Genomic DNA, 14373 nt, shown 5'->3' on the forward strand with positions numbered 1-14373 from the left:
GTGCAGCATGCGCTGTTTTACTTCACGTTACAGACGTTTTGTTGACAGTAAAAAATCAGTAAAGCGTAACGGCGCGAAGCATAGCGCAGCACTCGTCGTATTTCCCTGCATAAAGCTGGTCAAGTGAGCGACTCATCGCTAGAATTGCGCACTTTTTGATCAGAGGCGCAGTTCAAGCGCCCGTCCGTCGGTTTTGCCCTATGCGGCAAACGACGTCACAAAATACCGAGGTTAGACATGTCCACCACTCCTGCGCCGGCCAATCCAAAGGTTGGCTTCGTATCCCTGGGTTGCCCAAAAGCACTGGTCGACTCCGAGCGCATCCTGACCCAGCTGCGCATGGAAGGCTATGACGTGGTGTCCACCTACCAGGACGCCGACGTCGTGGTCGTCAACACTTGCGGCTTCATCGATTCGGCCAAGGCCGAGTCCCTGGAAGTGATCGGCGAAGCCATCAAGGAAAACGGCAAGGTCATCGTGACCGGCTGCATGGGCGTCGAAGAAGGCAACATTCGCAACGTACACCCGAGCGTGCTGGCCGTGACCGGTCCGCAGCAGTACGAGCAAGTGGTCAACGCCGTGCACGAAGTCGTGCCGCCACGCCAGGACCACAACCCGCTGATCGACCTGGTGCCACCACAAGGCATCAAGCTGACCCCGCGCCACTACGCCTACCTGAAGATTTCCGAAGGCTGCAACCACAGCTGCAGCTTCTGCATCATCCCTTCGATGCGCGGCAAACTGGTCAGCCGTCCGGTGGGCGACGTACTCGACGAGGCCCAGCGCCTGGTCAAGTCCGGCGTCAAAGAGCTGTTGGTGATTTCCCAGGACACCAGCGCCTACGGCGTCGACGTGAAATACCGCACCGGTTTCTGGAACGGCGCTCCGGTGAAAACCCGCATGACCGAACTCTGCGAAGCCCTGAGCACCCTCGGCGTCTGGGTTCGCCTGCACTACGTTTACCCGTACCCGCACGTTGACGAGCTGATCCCGCTGATGGCCGCCGGCAAGATCCTGCCGTACCTGGACATCCCGTTCCAGCACGCCAGCCCGAAAGTGCTGAAGTCGATGAAACGCCCGGCCTTCGAAGACAAGACCCTGGCGCGGATCAAGAACTGGCGCGAAATCTGCCCGGACCTGATCATCCGTTCGACCTTCATCGTCGGCTTCCCGGGCGAAACCGAAGAAGACTTCCAGTACCTGCTGAACTGGCTGACCGAAGCCCAGCTCGACCGCGTCGGCTGCTTCCAGTACTCGCCGGTAGAAGGCGCACCGGCCAATGACCTGGACCTGGAAGTCGTGCCGGACGACATCAAGCAGGACCGTTGGGAGCGCTTCATGGCGCACCAGCAGGCCATCAGCTCGGCGCGCCTGCAAATGCGCATCGGCCGCGAGATCGAAGTGCTGGTCGATGAAGTCGACGAGCAAGGCGCGGTGGGCCGCTGCTTCTTCGATGCCCCGGAAATCGACGGCAACGTATTCATCGACAACGGCAGCAACCTCAAGCCGGGCGACAAGGTCTGGTGCAAAGTGACCGACGCCGACGAATACGATCTGTGGGCTGAACAGATCTAAACGCAAAAAATACGCAAAGCCCCGCTCTCTTGACGAGATGCGGGGCTTTTTTACGGCTATTGTTTGAGGTTGAAAGGATTCCTATCAACCACTGCACAAGAGGCAGACGGGCATGCGTCAGCATTCGGTCATCCACACGCCAAAACTCGGCGACTACGAAGAATTGACCCGGGTCTGGGAGGCCTCGGTACGCGCCACTCACGACTTTCTGCCGGACAGCTACATCGAACTGCTGAAGAACCTGGTGCTGACCCGCTACCTCGACTCGGTGATGCTGATCTGCACCAAGGATTCGAACCAGCGCATCACCGGGTTCGCCGGCGTCGCGGCCGGCAAGATCGAAATGCTCTTCATCAACCCTGACCATCGCGGCCAGGGCCTGGGCAAGAAATTGTTGCGCTATGCCCTGGAACACCTGAATGCCTGCGAACTGGACGTCAACGAACAGAACCCCCAAGCCCTCGGCTTCTACTTCAAGCAGGGCTTCGAGGTCATCGGTCGCTCGGAGGTCGATGGCATGGGGCAGCCGTATCCGTTGTTGCACATGCGTATGCGTCAGGATCAACAAAATTCACACCATGGCTGACACAACACCGATACCCGTGTAGGAGCTACCGAAGGCTGCGATCTTTGCTTTTAAGATCAAAAGATCGCAGCCTTCGGCAGCTCCTACAAATGGAACCGGGATTAACCGGCGCCAGGCAGGTACAATGCCCACCCCCTTTTTGTTACGGCCATGACATGACTGACCCGATTCGTCTCTCCAAACGCCTCATCGAACTCGTCGGCTGTTCCCGTCGGGAGGCTGAGCTGTTCATCGAGGGCGGCTGGGTCACCGTCGACGGTGTGGTCATCGACGAGCCGCAATTCAAGGTCGACACCCAGAAAGTCGAGCTTGATCCAGAAGCCAAGGCCACCGCGCCGGAACCGGTGACCCTGCTGCTCAACGTGCCCGCCGGCATGGACACAGACACTGCCATGGCCACCCTCGGCGCCGAGACCCTGAGCGAAGAGCACCGCTACGGCAAGCGCCCGTTGCGCGGGCACTTCCTGCGCCTGACCGCCAGCACCGACCTGCAGGCCAACGCCAGCGGCCTGCTGGTGTTCACCCAAGACTGGAAAATCCTGCGCAAACTCACCGCTGACTCCAGCAAGATCGAGCAAGAGTATGTGGTCGAGGTCGAAGGCGAGATGGTGGCCCACGGCCTGAACCGCCTGAACCACGGCCTGACCTACAAGGGCAAGGAGTTGCCGGCGGTCAAGGCCAGCTGGCAGAACGAGAACCGCCTGCGCTTTGCCATGAAGAACCCGCAGCCGGGCATCATCGCCCTGCTTTGCCAGGCAGTCGGCCTCAAGGTCGTCGCCATCCGTCGCATTCGCATCGGCGGCGTGTCCATCGGCAAAGTGCCTGTGGGGCAATGGCGCTACCTGTCCGGCAAAGAGAAGTTCTAAGGCTTTTCTCGCCGCCACACATTTCGGCGCCGCGCCTGGCCGCGACGCCCACAGCCGAATATCAGGACTGCACACATGATTCATAACGACGTACTGCGCAGCGTGCGCTACATGCTCGACATCAGCGACAAGAAAGTCATCGAGATCATCAAGCTCGGCGGCATGGACGTGACCCTGCCAGACCTGCTGACCTACCTCGACAAAAAAGAGGAAGACGAGGAAGGCTTCGTACGTTGCCCGGACGAAGTCATGGCGCATTTCCTCGATGGCCTGGTGATCTTCAAGCGTGGCAAGGACGAAAGCCGTCCGCCTCAGCCGATCGAAGTGCCGGTGACCAACAACATCATCCTGAAAAAGCTGCGGGTGGCGTTCGAACTCAAAGAAGACGACATGCACGCAATCCTCAAGGCCGCCGAATTCCCGGTGTCCAAGCCAGAGTTGAGCGCACTGTTCCGCAAGTTCGGCCACACCAACTATCGCCCGTGTGGCGACCAGCTGCTGCGCAATTTCCTCAAGGGCCTGACCCTGCGCGTTCGCCCGCAGTAAACGCCCGCCGGCCTTGAACTGCACGCATGCAGTTCAAGGCCGGGCCATATGGCCCCTCATTCCGCGTAAAAATAGTGGCTCCGCTTCTGGCGGCTGACGACTAGGGTATTAAGACCTCAGTTCTCAGGATTCGCCATGCATCCCTACTTTTCCCTGCAAGGCCGCACCGCCCTGGTGACCGGCGGCACCCGTGGTATCGGCAAGATGATCGCCAAGGCCTACGTCGAGGCCGGCGCCACCGTGTACGTCTGCGCCCGCGACGTCGAAGCCTGCCAGCAAACCGCTGACGAACTCGGTGCACTTGGCCGCTGCCGCGCCATCGCGGCCAACCTCGCCACCGAAGAGGGCGTCCTGCAACTGGCCTCGCGCCTGGGCGAGCAGATCACCCATCTGGACATTCTGGTGAACAATGCCGGCACCACCTGGGGCGCACCACTGGAGAGCTACCCGATCAAGGGCTGGGAGAAGGTCATGCAGCTCAACGTGACCTCGGTGTTCAACTGCATCCAGCAGTTCCTGCCCCTGCTGCGCAAGGCCGGTTCCGAAGCGAATCCGGCGCGGATCATTAACATCGGGTCGGTGGCCGGGATTTCCTCCTTCGGCGAGCAGGCGTATGCCTACGGGCCGAGCAAGGCCGCGTTGCACCAACTGTCGAGGATTCTGGCGCGCGAACTGGTGAGCCAGCACATCAACGTCAACGTGATCGCCCCGGGGCGCTTTCCGAGCAAGATGACCCGGCACATTGGCAATGATGAACAGGCGCTGGCGCAGGATACGGCCCTGATTCCAATGAAGCGCTGGGGGCGCGAGGAAGAGATGGCGGCGCTGGCGATCAGTCTGGCGAGCACCGCCGGGGCCTACATGACCGGAAATATCATTCCGCTGGATGGCGGGTTCAGCCTTTAAAAGATCGCAGCCTGCGGCAGCTCCTACGCCGTACGAATTCCTCTGTAGGAGCTGCCGAAGGCTGCGATCTTTTGATCTTTACGGCATCATGCCCTACCTGATTCCGCCTCGATCCCAAACCATGACCTACAGCGTTTCCCCCATCGGCTTCGTGCGCTCCTGCTTCAAGGAGAAGTTCGCCATTCCGCGCCAGCCGCAACTGGCCCCGGCCGCCCGTGGGGTGCTTGAACTGGTGGCGCCGTTCGATCAAGGGGACGCGGTGCAGGGCCTGGAGCAGGTCAGCCACGTGTGGCTGCTGTTCCTGTTCCACCAGGCCCTGGAGGAAAAGCCTCGCCTGAAGGTTCGCCCTCCTCGCCTCGGCGGCAACAAGTCCATGGGCGTGTTCGCCACCCGTGCCACCCACCGCCCCAATGGCATCGGGCAGTCGGTGGTGAAACTGGACAAGGTCGAAGCCGGTCGGCTGTGGATCTCGGGCATCGATCTGCTGGACGGCACGCCGATTCTCGACATCAAACCCTACGTGCCCTACGCCGACATCATCGATACCGCCGCCAACAGCATCGCCAGCGCTGCGCCGCAACTGATTCCCGTGCAGTGGACGGACACAGCGCTGCAACAGGCCCAGGAGCATGCCCAGCGCCTTGCAGAGCCCTTGGTCGAGTTGATCGAGCAATGCCTGGCGCAAGATCCACGCCCGGCCTATCAGACGCCTGCACCCGAGCGGGAATACGGCGCGCAGTTCTGGGATGTCGATGTGCGTTGGCACTACCCGACACCGGAGCTGATCCGCGTCCTGGAAGTCATTCCTGCAATAAGCTGAACAACAGAAACAACTGTGGGAGCGAGCCTGTTCGCGAAGGGGTAACAGTCGACATTGACGTCGACTGACACACCGCTATCGCGAGCAGGCTCGCTCCCACAGGTAAAACAAAGTTGTTACTGGTGCTTACTTCTCGACGAATGCACGCTCGATCAGGTAATCACCCGGCTCGCGCATCCGCGGCGAAACCTTCAGGCCGAAGCTGTTGAGCACTTCGCTGGTCTCGTCGAGCATGCTCGGGCTGCCGCACAGCATGGCGCGGTCGTCCTGCGGGTTGATCGGTGGCAGACCGATGTCGCTGAACAGCTTGCCACTGCGCATCAGGTCGGTCAGGCGACCTTCGTTCTCGAACGGCTCGCGGGTCACGGTCGGGTAGTAGATCAACTTGTCACGCAGCGCATCGCCGAAGAATTCGTTCTGCGGCAGGTGCTCGGTGATGAACTCGCGGTATGCGACTTCGTTGACGTAACGCACGCCGTGGCACAGGATCACTTTTTCGAAACGCTCGTAGGTTTCCGGGTCCTGGATAACGCTCATGAACGGCGCCAGGCCGGTACCGGTGCTGAGCAGGTACAAATGTTTGCCAGGCTTCAAGTCATCCAGTACCAGCGTGCCGGTAGGCTTCTTGCTGATGATGATCTCGTCGCCTTCCTTCAGATGCTGCAACTGCGAAGTCAGCGGACCATCAGGCACCTTGATGCTGAAGAACTCGAGATGCTCTTCCCAGTTCGGGCTGGCAATCGAGTAAGCGCGCATAAGCGGGCGGCCGTTGGGCTGTTGCAGGCCGATCATCACGAACTGACCGTTCTCGAAGCGCAGGCCCGGATCACGGGTGCACTTGAAGCTGAACAGAGTGTCGTTCCAGTGGTGAACACTGAGGACACGCTCGTGGTTCATGTTGCTCATGTACGTGGGACTCCTGGAGATTTTGCCTGCGCCAGTGATATGCGCAATTGCATCGCATTCTAAAGGCAGAGACAATATCTGTTAAATGGATTATTAAGATAAGGGTTATCGGTTATATCGATATGCGATTTACTCTCCGTCAACTTCAAGTATTCGTCGCCGTCGCCCAGCAGGAAAGTGTGTCCCGTGCCGCGGGCCTGCTCAACCTCTCGCAATCGGCGGCGAGCACCTCGATCACCGAACTGGAGCGCCAGTGCAGCTGCCAGTTGTTCGACCGCGCCGGCAAACGGTTGAGCCTCAACGCCCTCGGAAAACAACTGTTGCCGCAAGCGGTGGCGCTGCTGGACCAGGCCAAGGAAATCGAAGACCTGCTCAATGGCAAGTCCGGTTTCGGCTCTCTGGCGGTGGGCGCGACCCTGACCATCGGCAATTACCTGGCCACATTGTTGATCGGCAGCTTCATGCAACGCCACCCGGAAAGCCAGGTGAAACTGCATGTGCAGAACACTGCCAATATCGTGCAACAAGTGGCCCACTATGAAATTGATCTGGGTCTAATCGAAGGCGACTGCAGTCACCCGGACATCGAAGTACAAAGCTGGGTCGAGGACGAACTGGTGGTGTTCTGCGCCCCCCAGCATCCGTTGGCCAAGCGTGGCACGGCCACCATGGACGAGTTGAGCCACGAAGCCTGGATCTTGCGCGAACAGGGCTCGGGCACGCGGTTGACCTTCGATCAAGCCATGCGCCATCACCGCACTTCGTTAAACATTCGCCTCGAGCTTGAGCACACCGAAGCGATCAAGCGCGCAGTGGAATCAGGTTTGGGGATTGGCTGCATTTCCAGGCTGGCTTTGCGCGACGCATTCCGCCGCGGCAGCCTGGTGCCTGTCGAGACGCCGGATCTGGATCTGGCGCGACAGTTTTATTTCATCTGGCATAAACAGAAGTATCAGACCTCGGCGATGCGCGAGTTCCTCGAACTGTGCCGCGCCTTCACCGCCGGGGTCCAGCGCAGCGACGAGATCGTGCTGCCGACGATCGCTTAAAGCAGAATCACCGCCCACACCAGGGCAATCATGCTCAACGCCACGAACTGGGCGGCACTGCCCATGTCCTTGGCATTCTTGGACAGCGGGTGCCGTTCAAGGGAAATGCGGTCGATGGCCGCTTCCACCGCCGAGTTGAGCAACTCGACGATCAACGCCAACAGGCATACCGCGATCAACAACGCCTGTTCGACCCGGTTGACATTCAGGAAGAACGACAAAGGGATCAGGATGACGTTGAGCAACACCAATTGCCGAAAGGCGGCTTCACCGGTGAAGGCTGCGCGCAGGCCGTCCAGCGAATAACCGGAAGCATTGAGAATACGTTTCAGGCCGGTCTGGCCTTTGAAAGGTGACATAGAGTGGGCAACTGGCAAAAAAGAAGTGGGAAAGCTAGTTCAACCAAAGTCAAAAAAGCGTGAATTTGCCAGCCTTTAATGGCTGGAAATTGACTCAAGTTGTTGCAAGAGCAGCGCGGCCTGAGTCCGGGTCCGTACATTCAGTTTACGGAAAATCGCGGTCACGTGCGCCTTGATAGTCGCCTCGGAAACGCTCAGCTCGTAGGCGATCTGCTTGTTCAGCAGGCCTTCGCAGACCATGGTCAACACGCGAAATTGTTGCGGGGTGAGGCTGGCAAGACCTTCGCTGGCCGCCTTGGCCTCATCCGAGACGCTGACCGCTTCAAATGCCTGCGGCGGCCAGAACACGTCGCCATCGAGAACGGCGCGCACGGCTTTCTGGATCACACTCAAGTCACTGGATTTGGGAATGAAGCCACTGGCGCCGAACTCGCGAGACTTGACCATGATGGTTGGCTCTTCCTGGGCCGAGACCATGACCACCGGAATCTGCGGGTACTGCCCGCGCAGCAGGACCAGCCCGGAAAAACCGTAGGCCCCCGGCATGTTCAGGTCCAGCAGTACCAGATCCCAGTCGGACTTTTCCGTCAGGCGCACTTCCAGTTCGGCGATGCTCGCCACTTCCACCAGACGCACGTCCGGGCCGAGGCCCAGGGTCAGCGCTTGATGCAAGGCACTACGAAAAAGTGGGTGGTCATCGGCAATCAGGATTTCGTATGTGGCCATTTTTCAAATGATCCTGTTTTTCATGGGACGCCCGATGCATTCGGACCTCGCCAAAGCAAGTCAAGACACAGCCACGCAGCTGCACTGACAAGGCACGCTCAACGCAAAAAACGGCGTCGAAAATTCCGGCAGCACCCTAATCGGCGCCAAGCATGCCCAGCGAAGCCGGGGTGGTCAAGCAGCATGGCCGGTACACTTTATTGCAGTATGCGCGACAATCAGTCCATCAATGGGGTGACCGACCGGACATAGGGCATCAACTCGGCGTGCGCCGGGGTCGAAACGTTCATGTCCAACTGGTGTTTGGCGTCGAGGTAATGCTGGCTGAACACATCGAAGTAGGCGTCCAGCGCCGATGCCGCGGCGATATCGCCTGCGAGGTCGAGGCACAGCGCCGCCACTTCCGCCGTGCACAGATGTTCGCTGCGGGTCGAGCGGCGCAACCGGTAGCGGGAGAGTTTCTCCGGCAGAAGGCTGAGGATCGGCAATCGATCGAAATAGGGGCTCTTGCGAAAGATCTTCCGCGCTTCGGTCCAGGTCGCATCCAACAGAATGAACAACGGGCGCTTCGTGCCATCGACGTCCACAGTGTTTGTCACGCGTTCAGGTTCGACGTACTCCCCCGGAAACACCAGGTAAGGCTGCCATTGCGGGTCGGACAACAGCGCCAGCAACTTCGGATCGGTCTCGGTACGGGACCAGATGAAGGCATGGTTGTCAGGCACCACGTCGGCGATCAGCCAACCGGTGTTGCTCGGTTTGAACACTTCCTTATTGGTCATGATCAGGCACACGCCGGAACGGGTAGCGACCTGCGGGCGCCATGCGCACAGGCAGTGGCTCTCGATCACCCGGCAGTCACGGCAGCGCGTCGCGCGCCAGCCGCGGGCCTGAATCGGCTTGATGCCCTCCTCCTCACGCTGATCGCGCAAGCGGGCTACGGCATTCAAGGCAAAGCGCGCGGGGGTATGACTCATGGAGGGCAACGCCCACACAGAAGGGAAATCGACACGAAAAACACTCGACAGGGTAAAAAGTGCCAGCAGTTTACCAGAGCGCCCGGCGCAAGCCTGTACCGTCCAGCCCGCCTCCCCTATAATTCGCCGCCACTGAACGCACAGTCACGTGACGGGTCCAACCCGCATCACTGAACCAGGAGAGTTTCATGCTGCGCCTTATCGTTCCTACCGCGGCCATTTTGCTGGCGTCATCCTTCAACGCCCAGGCTGCGTCCTTGAAAGACACGGAACTGAACAAAATGCTGCAAAACGTCGCCGCCCAGAGCAGCGTCGGCACTCCTCGAGCGATCAACGAAGACATTCTCGATCAAGGCTATACCGTTGACGGCAAACAGCTGATCAACCACCTGAGCGTGCAGAGCAGCCACGCCGACAAGATGCGTGCAGACCCGAAAGCCGTGTACTTCCAGTTGGGAGCTTCTGTCTGCCGAAACGAAGGGTTTCGCAAGCTGATGGCCAAGGGCGCGATCATGCGTTACGACTTCACCGAGGTGAAGACCAACCGCCCGGTCGGCTCCGCAAGCTTCCAGGAATCGGATTGCCTGCAACCGGCGAAGAAGAAAAAGTAATCACCTGGATTTGGCGCGCCGCTGTTCATCTTCGGCGCGCAGTTCCGCCAGCAGCGCCTGCAAGTAATGCGAACGGCGTTCGCCACCGCGCAAACGACGGCAGCACTCATCCTCGAGACTCAAATGATGGGTCTCGGCTGATGACTTCAGCAATCGATACAGTTGCGTATCGATCTCCAGAACGACTCTGGCCATGGTTTCCCGCCTCCCTGCACCTCACTCATGTTTGAGTGATAAATCCTTGAATCGCTTGTACCGTGCGCCTTGCCGTTGACGCAAAGTTGTTGTGTTGCACCTGTAACTTAGTAAATCAGAGTGCAGCACATGCGACGTGCGTTCAGACGAGCGGTGAAAGCACCTTGCAAATCGTCAATAAGCGGTTGCCAGGAAAGACTTTGTGGCGCAATGATCAAGGCAGCGCAAATAACTGTGAAGACCTGGATTTCAGGGTATCCACCTATACTTCTTCAAGGCTGGAAAGGGGCTGGCCGTTGCTTGTCGTGTAGTGCGAACGTTTTTTTCATTCAAGGGAAAACAGAGCCTGTTTGGATGATCCGATGCCTTTCGGGTCAAGTAGATCGCCCAGGCATGGGCCTGGGCAGACAGCGACACATGAAGTGTCGTGGCACCGACTTACATTGTCGGGCCGAGGGTTCTGTGCAGAAGGAGAAGTTGAATGCCTTACCAACCGAATGACCTCCTGAGCCGTCATTTTGAAGAAAGCGGCCACGACCTCATCAGCAAGGTCGAAGAACAACTCAAGCTGATTTCACCCAACAGCCCGAACATCCCGATCTACCGCGACATGATCCTGACCGTGCTGCGCATGGCCCAGGAAGACCACAACCGCTGGAATGCCAAAATCACCCTGCAAGCCCTGCGCGAACTGGAACAGGCTTTCCGCGTGCTCGAACAATTCAAGGGGCGACGCAAGGTCACTGTTTTCGGCTCGGCCCGCACGCCCATGGAACATCCGCTCTATAGCATGGCCCGAGAGCTCGGTGCTGCGCTGGTGCGCTCGGACATGATGGTCATTACCGGTGCCGGTGGCGGCATCATGGCCGCCGCCCATGAGGGCGCCGGCCTGACACACAGCCTGGGCTTCAACATCACCCTGCCCTTCGAGCAGCATGCCAACCCCACTGTCGACGGCACGACCAACCTGCTGCCTTTCCACTTCTTTTTCACCCGCAAGCTGTTCTTCGTCAAGGAAGCTGACGCCCTGGTGCTGTGCCCTGGTGGCTTCGGTACGCTGGATGAGGCGCTGGAAGTGCTGACGTTGATCCAGACCGGCAAGAGCCCATTGGTGCCCGTGGTACTGCTCGACGCGCCGGGCGGCAAATTCTGGCAAGGCGCACTGGACTTCATCCACCAGCAACTGGAGGCAAACCACTACATCCTGCCCACTGACATGAAGCTGGTGAAACTGGTCTACAACGTCGATGAAGCGGTAGAGCACATCAACCAGTTCTACAGCAACTTCCACTCCAGTCGCTGGCTAAAGCATCAGTTCCTGATTCGCATGAATCACACACTCAGCGACCACGCGCTCGAACACATGCAGCAGGCTTTCGCCGACCTGTGCCTGAGCGATCATTTCCATCAACACGTTTACAGTAGTGAGGAACATGACGAAGCCGAGTTCAGCCATCTGGTGCGGCTGGTCTTCAACTTCAACGCCCGCAATCATGGCCGCCTGCGCGAGCTTGTGGACTACATCAACCTGCCGGAAAACTGGGCACAATCAAAACCCCAGGTACAACAACGCACCCGGGAGCCGTCAAAGGTTTCGTGAGGCATAAAAAAAACGGCCCGCTATCGAGATAGCGGGCCGTTTCAGTTCAATCGTCCATCCCTCGACCGCTGAACAGGCGATTGATCATTTCCATGGAGTATCCACGGTACGCCAGGAACCTGCCTTGCTTGGCTCGCTCCCGGGCGTCTGCCGGCAATTGCCCTGAGAACTTGCGTCGCCAGGTATCGATCAATTGCTCCTGCCAGTCGATACCGCTCTCACGCAGGGCGAGTTCAATATCGGTGCGCTGCAGGCCACGTTGGCCCAACTCTTCACGAATGCGTAAAGGGCCATAACCGGAACGGGCGCGGTAGGAAACGAAACTTTCGAGGTAACGGGTTTCGGACAACAACCCCTCTTCCGTCAACCGGTCGAGTGCTGTTTCGATCATCTCAGGGAGGGCGCCGCGCTGACGCAGCTTACGCGTCAGCTCGACACGACCGTGCTCGCGCCGTGCGAGCAGGTCCATTGCGGTTCGCCGCACCGCGACGAGTGTATCGAGTACGGCGGTCATCGCTTCGATCAGATATCAGCGTCAGCCAGGTCGTCTTCGGTCTCTTTGACCGCAGAAGCTTTGGCGTCTGCTACCGACGAAGGGGACAGCAGCTTGTCACGTAGTTGCTTCTCCAGCTTTGCCGCGACTTCCGGGTTATCCGCCAGGAACTTGGCCGAGTTGGCCTTGCCCTGACCGATCTTGGTGCCTTCATAGGCATACCAGGCACCGGACTTCTCGACGAAACCGTGCAGAACACCCAGGTCGATCATCTCGCCGTTGAGGTAGATGCCCTTGCCGTAAAGAATCTGGAACTCGGCCTGACGGAACGGCGAAGCCACTTTGTTCTTCACAACCTTGACGCGGGTTTCGCTACCGACGACCTCATCACCTTCCTTCACCGCGCCGGTACGACGGATGTCCAGACGAACCGATGCGTAGAACTTCAGTGCGTTACCACCGGTGGTGGTTTCCGGGCTACCGAACATCACGCCGATTTTCATACGGATCTGGTTGATGAAAATCACCAGGCAATTGGCGTTCTTGATGTTACCGGTGATTTTACGCAGCGCCTGGGACATCAGACGGGCTTGCAGGCCCACGTGCATGTCACCCATTTCGCCTTCGATTTCAGCCTTTGGCACCAGGGCAGCCACGGAGTCGACGATGATCACGTCAACCGCGTTGGAACGCACCAGCATGTCGGTGATTTCCAGGGCCTGCTCGCCGGTGTCCGGCTGGGAAACCAGCAGGTCGTCGACGTTGACGCCCAGCTTGCCGGCGTACTCAGGGTCGAGGGCGTGTTCGGCGTCGACGAATGCGCAGGTCGCGCCGGCTTTTTGAGCCTGGGCGATCACGGACAAGGTCAGCGTGGTTTTACCGGAAGATTCAGGACCGTAGATTTCAACAATGCGGCCTTTTGGCAGGCCGCCGATGCCGAGAGCGATGTCCAGACCCAGAGAGCCAGTGGAGATGGCCGGGATCGCCTGACGGTCCTGATCGCCCATACGCATTACGGCACCCTTGCCGAATTGACGTTCGATCTGACCCAGGGCCGCAGCCAAGGCTTTCTTCTTGTTGTCGTCCATTAAAGTCCTCACGTAATCAATAAGGCCTGACGGCCAACACCTGTATAAGTAGCCAGTATTATTCCACAGCGATTCCGGATCGCCTACCCCTGATTTGAGATTTCTGCCGCGGCATACCGCAGCAGCCCCTCTAGCGCGGCCTTCACCGTTTGTCGGCGGACGTCGTCACGATTACCCGGGAAGTGCTGCCGTTCACAGAACACCTGGTCTCCGACGCCCCAGGCCAGCCACACCGTGCCAACCGGCTTGTTCGCCGTTCCACCATCGGGACCGGCGATGCCACTGACCGCCACGGAGAAATACGCGCTGTTTTTTTTCTGCGCCCCCCGGACCATGGCCTCGACCACCTCGCGACTGACCGCGCCCACGGTGGTGAACAACTCTACCGGGACATCCAGTTGCAGGGTTTTCTGCCGGTTGGAGTAGGTGACATAACCGGCCTCGAACCAGGCCGAACTCCCGGGGATACGGGTGATTGCCTCGGCGATGCCGCCGCCGGTGCAGGACTCCGCCGTGGTGACGTGGGCATTGAGAACCTGCAGGCGTCTGCCGAGTTCGGCGGCGAGCTGGGTGATTTCGTTCACGGTCATCTCCTGATCGGGCGGGATGAGGTTAACCGTACACGAGCAGACCGCACTTGCAAGCGACAGGACCGATCAAAATGTAAAGAACCAGAGGCTCTGGAAAAGGCCTGTCGGGGAATCAATCTTCGACGTCACCGGACGGAAGATGTCCGATCCCCATACGCTTGGCCATCCAGCGCTCATACAACCCTAGAACCACGTCTGTACCGGCCATCGCCGCTAAACAACCACCCGCACAGGCAGCCCAGATGGAAACATTGGCGGCATGCAGCAGCATGATGACCGAGGCGCCGCAGATCATGCTGGAGCCAGACCGCAGGCCCAGGCGTCGGACAAGGGGCCAGCCACGAACGCCCTCTTTATCGGCACGCCACATTTCACCGGTAACGCCACCAAGTATTGGCAGACTGATGAGCAGCCACAGAGGCATGTCCAGCAATGCATATTGCTCAACGGTCATTTCATGCCTCCTTGAGTGAACGGTCA

At 59.0% G+C, this 14373-nt stretch carries 18 protein-coding genes; 9 read left to right on the forward strand and 9 right to left on the reverse strand.

Annotated features, from left to right (window positions below):
- The first annotated feature begins 237 nt into the window (after positions 1-237).
- From rimO to tsaA, 6 genes are all read left to right on the forward strand, one after another.
- Positions 238-1575 (forward strand): 30S ribosomal protein S12 methylthiotransferase RimO, encoded by a 1338-nt coding sequence (gene rimO / locus ACM6G4_RS13270; RefSeq protein ID WP_057716142.1) that lies wholly within the window; start codon positions 238-240, stop codon positions 1573-1575.
- A 112-nt stretch (positions 1576-1687) separates the two neighbouring features.
- Entirely contained in the window at positions 1688-2161 is a 474-nt protein-coding gene (locus ACM6G4_RS13275; RefSeq protein ID WP_414913858.1) for a GNAT family N-acetyltransferase, read from the forward strand.
- Between the two features lie 155 nt (positions 2162-2316).
- Positions 2317-3027, forward strand: coding sequence for an rRNA pseudouridine synthase (locus tag ACM6G4_RS13280; RefSeq protein WP_056720907.1), 711 nt, complete (start codon positions 2317-2319; stop codon positions 3025-3027).
- Positions 3028-3102: 75 nt separating this feature from the next.
- On the forward strand, positions 3103-3573 hold the full coding sequence (locus ACM6G4_RS13285) for a DUF1456 family protein (RefSeq protein WP_046816549.1): 471 nt from the start codon (positions 3103-3105) through the stop codon (positions 3571-3573).
- A gap of 135 nt (positions 3574-3708) precedes the next feature.
- Complete coding sequence (locus ACM6G4_RS13290) at positions 3709-4479, forward strand: SDR family oxidoreductase (protein ID WP_414913859.1); 771 nt, start codon at positions 3709-3711, stop codon at positions 4477-4479.
- Between the two features lie 121 nt (positions 4480-4600).
- The gene (gene tsaA / locus ACM6G4_RS13295) at positions 4601-5299 is read left to right on the forward strand and encodes a tRNA (N6-threonylcarbamoyladenosine(37)-N6)-methyltransferase TrmO (RefSeq protein ID WP_056720910.1); all 699 of its coding nucleotides are present in this window, start codon (positions 4601-4603) and stop codon (positions 5297-5299) included.
- Positions 5300-5425: 126 nt separating this feature from the next.
- On the opposite strand, the gene fpr is transcribed toward tsaA, so the two are convergent.
- Positions 5426-6205, reverse strand: a complete 780-nt coding sequence (gene fpr / locus ACM6G4_RS13300) for a ferredoxin-NADP reductase (protein WP_008054100.1) — start codon at positions 6203-6205, stop codon at positions 5426-5428.
- Between the two features lie 122 nt (positions 6206-6327).
- On the opposite strand from fpr, the gene ACM6G4_RS13305 reads away from it, so the two are divergent.
- On the forward strand, positions 6328-7254 hold the full coding sequence (locus tag ACM6G4_RS13305; protein WP_056720912.1) for a LysR family transcriptional regulator: 927 nt from the start codon (positions 6328-6330) through the stop codon (positions 7252-7254).
- On the opposite strand, the gene ACM6G4_RS13310 is transcribed toward ACM6G4_RS13305, so the two are convergent.
- The 3 genes from ACM6G4_RS13310 to ACM6G4_RS13320 form a co-directional block, all read right to left on the reverse strand.
- On the reverse strand, positions 7251-7613 hold the full coding sequence (locus tag ACM6G4_RS13310) for a diacylglycerol kinase (RefSeq protein ID WP_414913860.1): 363 nt from the start codon (positions 7611-7613) through the stop codon (positions 7251-7253). The two genes, ACM6G4_RS13305 and ACM6G4_RS13310, sit on opposite strands and share 4 nt — an antisense overlap.
- A 75-nt stretch (positions 7614-7688) precedes the next feature.
- Entirely contained in the window at positions 7689-8339 is a 651-nt protein-coding gene (erdR, locus tag ACM6G4_RS13315; RefSeq protein WP_008054094.1) for a response regulator transcription factor ErdR, read from the reverse strand.
- Between the two features lie 218 nt (positions 8340-8557).
- Positions 8558-9316 (reverse strand): tRNA-uridine aminocarboxypropyltransferase, encoded by a 759-nt coding sequence (locus tag ACM6G4_RS13320; RefSeq protein ID WP_056720913.1) that lies wholly within the window; start codon positions 9314-9316, stop codon positions 8558-8560.
- A 188-nt stretch (positions 9317-9504) separates the two neighbouring features.
- Between ACM6G4_RS13320 and ACM6G4_RS13325 the strand changes: the two genes are divergently transcribed.
- Positions 9505-9927: a PA3611 family quorum-sensing-regulated virulence factor gene (locus ACM6G4_RS13325; protein WP_056720915.1), complete on the forward strand. Its 423-nt coding sequence runs from the start codon at positions 9505-9507 to the stop codon at positions 9925-9927.
- Here the strand turns inward: ACM6G4_RS13325 and ACM6G4_RS13330 are convergent, their stop codons facing one another.
- Complete coding sequence (locus ACM6G4_RS13330) at positions 9928-10122, reverse strand: hypothetical protein (protein WP_056720917.1); 195 nt, start codon at positions 10120-10122, stop codon at positions 9928-9930. It lies immediately after the preceding gene.
- A gap of 481 nt (positions 10123-10603) precedes the next feature.
- Between ACM6G4_RS13330 and ACM6G4_RS13335 the strand changes: the two genes are divergently transcribed.
- Positions 10604-11722 (forward strand): TIGR00730 family Rossman fold protein, encoded by a 1119-nt coding sequence (locus tag ACM6G4_RS13335; RefSeq protein ID WP_056720919.1) that lies wholly within the window; start codon positions 10604-10606, stop codon positions 11720-11722.
- Positions 11723-11768: 46 nt separating this feature from the next.
- Here the strand turns inward: ACM6G4_RS13335 and recX are convergent, their stop codons facing one another.
- From recX to ACM6G4_RS13355, 4 genes are all read right to left on the reverse strand, one after another.
- Positions 11769-12236 carry a recombination regulator RecX gene (gene recX / locus ACM6G4_RS13340; RefSeq protein WP_056720921.1) on the reverse strand — a complete coding sequence of 156 codons (468 nt, stop codon included), beginning with the start codon at positions 12234-12236 and terminating at the stop codon, positions 11769-11771.
- Positions 12237-12244: 8 nt separating this feature from the next.
- Complete coding sequence (gene recA / locus ACM6G4_RS13345; protein WP_046041172.1) at positions 12245-13303, reverse strand: recombinase RecA; 1059 nt, start codon at positions 13301-13303, stop codon at positions 12245-12247.
- An 83-nt stretch (positions 13304-13386) separates the two neighbouring features.
- Positions 13387-13887, reverse strand: coding sequence for a CinA family protein (locus ACM6G4_RS13350; RefSeq protein WP_056722269.1), 501 nt, complete (start codon positions 13885-13887; stop codon positions 13387-13389).
- A 118-nt stretch (positions 13888-14005) separates the two neighbouring features.
- A complete protein-coding gene (locus ACM6G4_RS13355) occupies positions 14006-14347 on the reverse strand; it encodes a phage holin family protein (protein WP_056720923.1) in 342 nt (113 codons plus the stop codon).
- Positions 14348-14373 lie beyond the last annotated feature (26 nt).

It is taken from the genome of Pseudomonas sp. IT-P258, from assembly GCF_949767825.1.
In the GTDB taxonomy this organism is placed as follows: domain Bacteria; phylum Pseudomonadota; class Gammaproteobacteria; order Pseudomonadales; family Pseudomonadaceae; genus Aquipseudomonas; species Aquipseudomonas monachiensis.

Bases quoted from the DNA above. Each gene is read 5' to 3' on its own strand.
- rimO (WP_057716142.1), top strand. From the start codon at position 238: ATGTCCACCACTCCTGCGCCGGCCAATCCAAAGGTTGGCTTCGTATCC.
- ACM6G4_RS13275 (WP_414913858.1), top strand. From the start codon at position 1,688: ATGCGTCAGCATTCGGTCATCCACACGCCAAAACTCGGCGACTACGAA.
- ACM6G4_RS13280 (WP_056720907.1), top strand. From the start codon at position 2,317: ATGACTGACCCGATTCGTCTCTCCAAACGCCTCATCGAACTCGTCGGC.
- ACM6G4_RS13285 (WP_046816549.1), top strand. From the start codon at position 3,103: ATGATTCATAACGACGTACTGCGCAGCGTGCGCTACATGCTCGACATC.
- ACM6G4_RS13290 (WP_414913859.1), top strand. From the start codon at position 3,709: ATGCATCCCTACTTTTCCCTGCAAGGCCGCACCGCCCTGGTGACCGGC.
- tsaA (WP_056720910.1), top strand. From the start codon at position 4,601: ATGACCTACAGCGTTTCCCCCATCGGCTTCGTGCGCTCCTGCTTCAAG.
- fpr (WP_008054100.1), bottom strand. From the start codon at position 6,205: ATGAGCAACATGAACCACGAGCGTGTCCTCAGTGTTCACCACTGGAAC.
- ACM6G4_RS13305 (WP_056720912.1), top strand. From the start codon at position 6,328: ATGCGATTTACTCTCCGTCAACTTCAAGTATTCGTCGCCGTCGCCCAG.
- ACM6G4_RS13310 (WP_414913860.1), bottom strand. From the start codon at position 7,613: ATGTCACCTTTCAAAGGCCAGACCGGCCTGAAACGTATTCTCAATGCT.
- erdR (WP_008054094.1), bottom strand. From the start codon at position 8,339: ATGGCCACATACGAAATCCTGATTGCCGATGACCACCCACTTTTTCGT.
- ACM6G4_RS13320 (WP_056720913.1), bottom strand. From the start codon at position 9,316: ATGAGTCATACCCCCGCGCGCTTTGCCTTGAATGCCGTAGCCCGCTTG.
- ACM6G4_RS13325 (WP_056720915.1), top strand. From the start codon at position 9,505: ATGCTGCGCCTTATCGTTCCTACCGCGGCCATTTTGCTGGCGTCATCC.
- ACM6G4_RS13330 (WP_056720917.1), bottom strand. From the start codon at position 10,122: ATGGCCAGAGTCGTTCTGGAGATCGATACGCAACTGTATCGATTGCTG.
- ACM6G4_RS13335 (WP_056720919.1), top strand. From the start codon at position 10,604: ATGCCTTACCAACCGAATGACCTCCTGAGCCGTCATTTTGAAGAAAGC.
- recX (WP_056720921.1), bottom strand. From the start codon at position 12,236: ATGACCGCCGTACTCGATACACTCGTCGCGGTGCGGCGAACCGCAATG.
- recA (WP_046041172.1), bottom strand. From the start codon at position 13,303: ATGGACGACAACAAGAAGAAAGCCTTGGCTGCGGCCCTGGGTCAGATC.
- ACM6G4_RS13355 (WP_056720923.1), bottom strand. From the start codon at position 14,347: ATGACCGTTGAGCAATATGCATTGCTGGACATGCCTCTGTGGCTGCTC.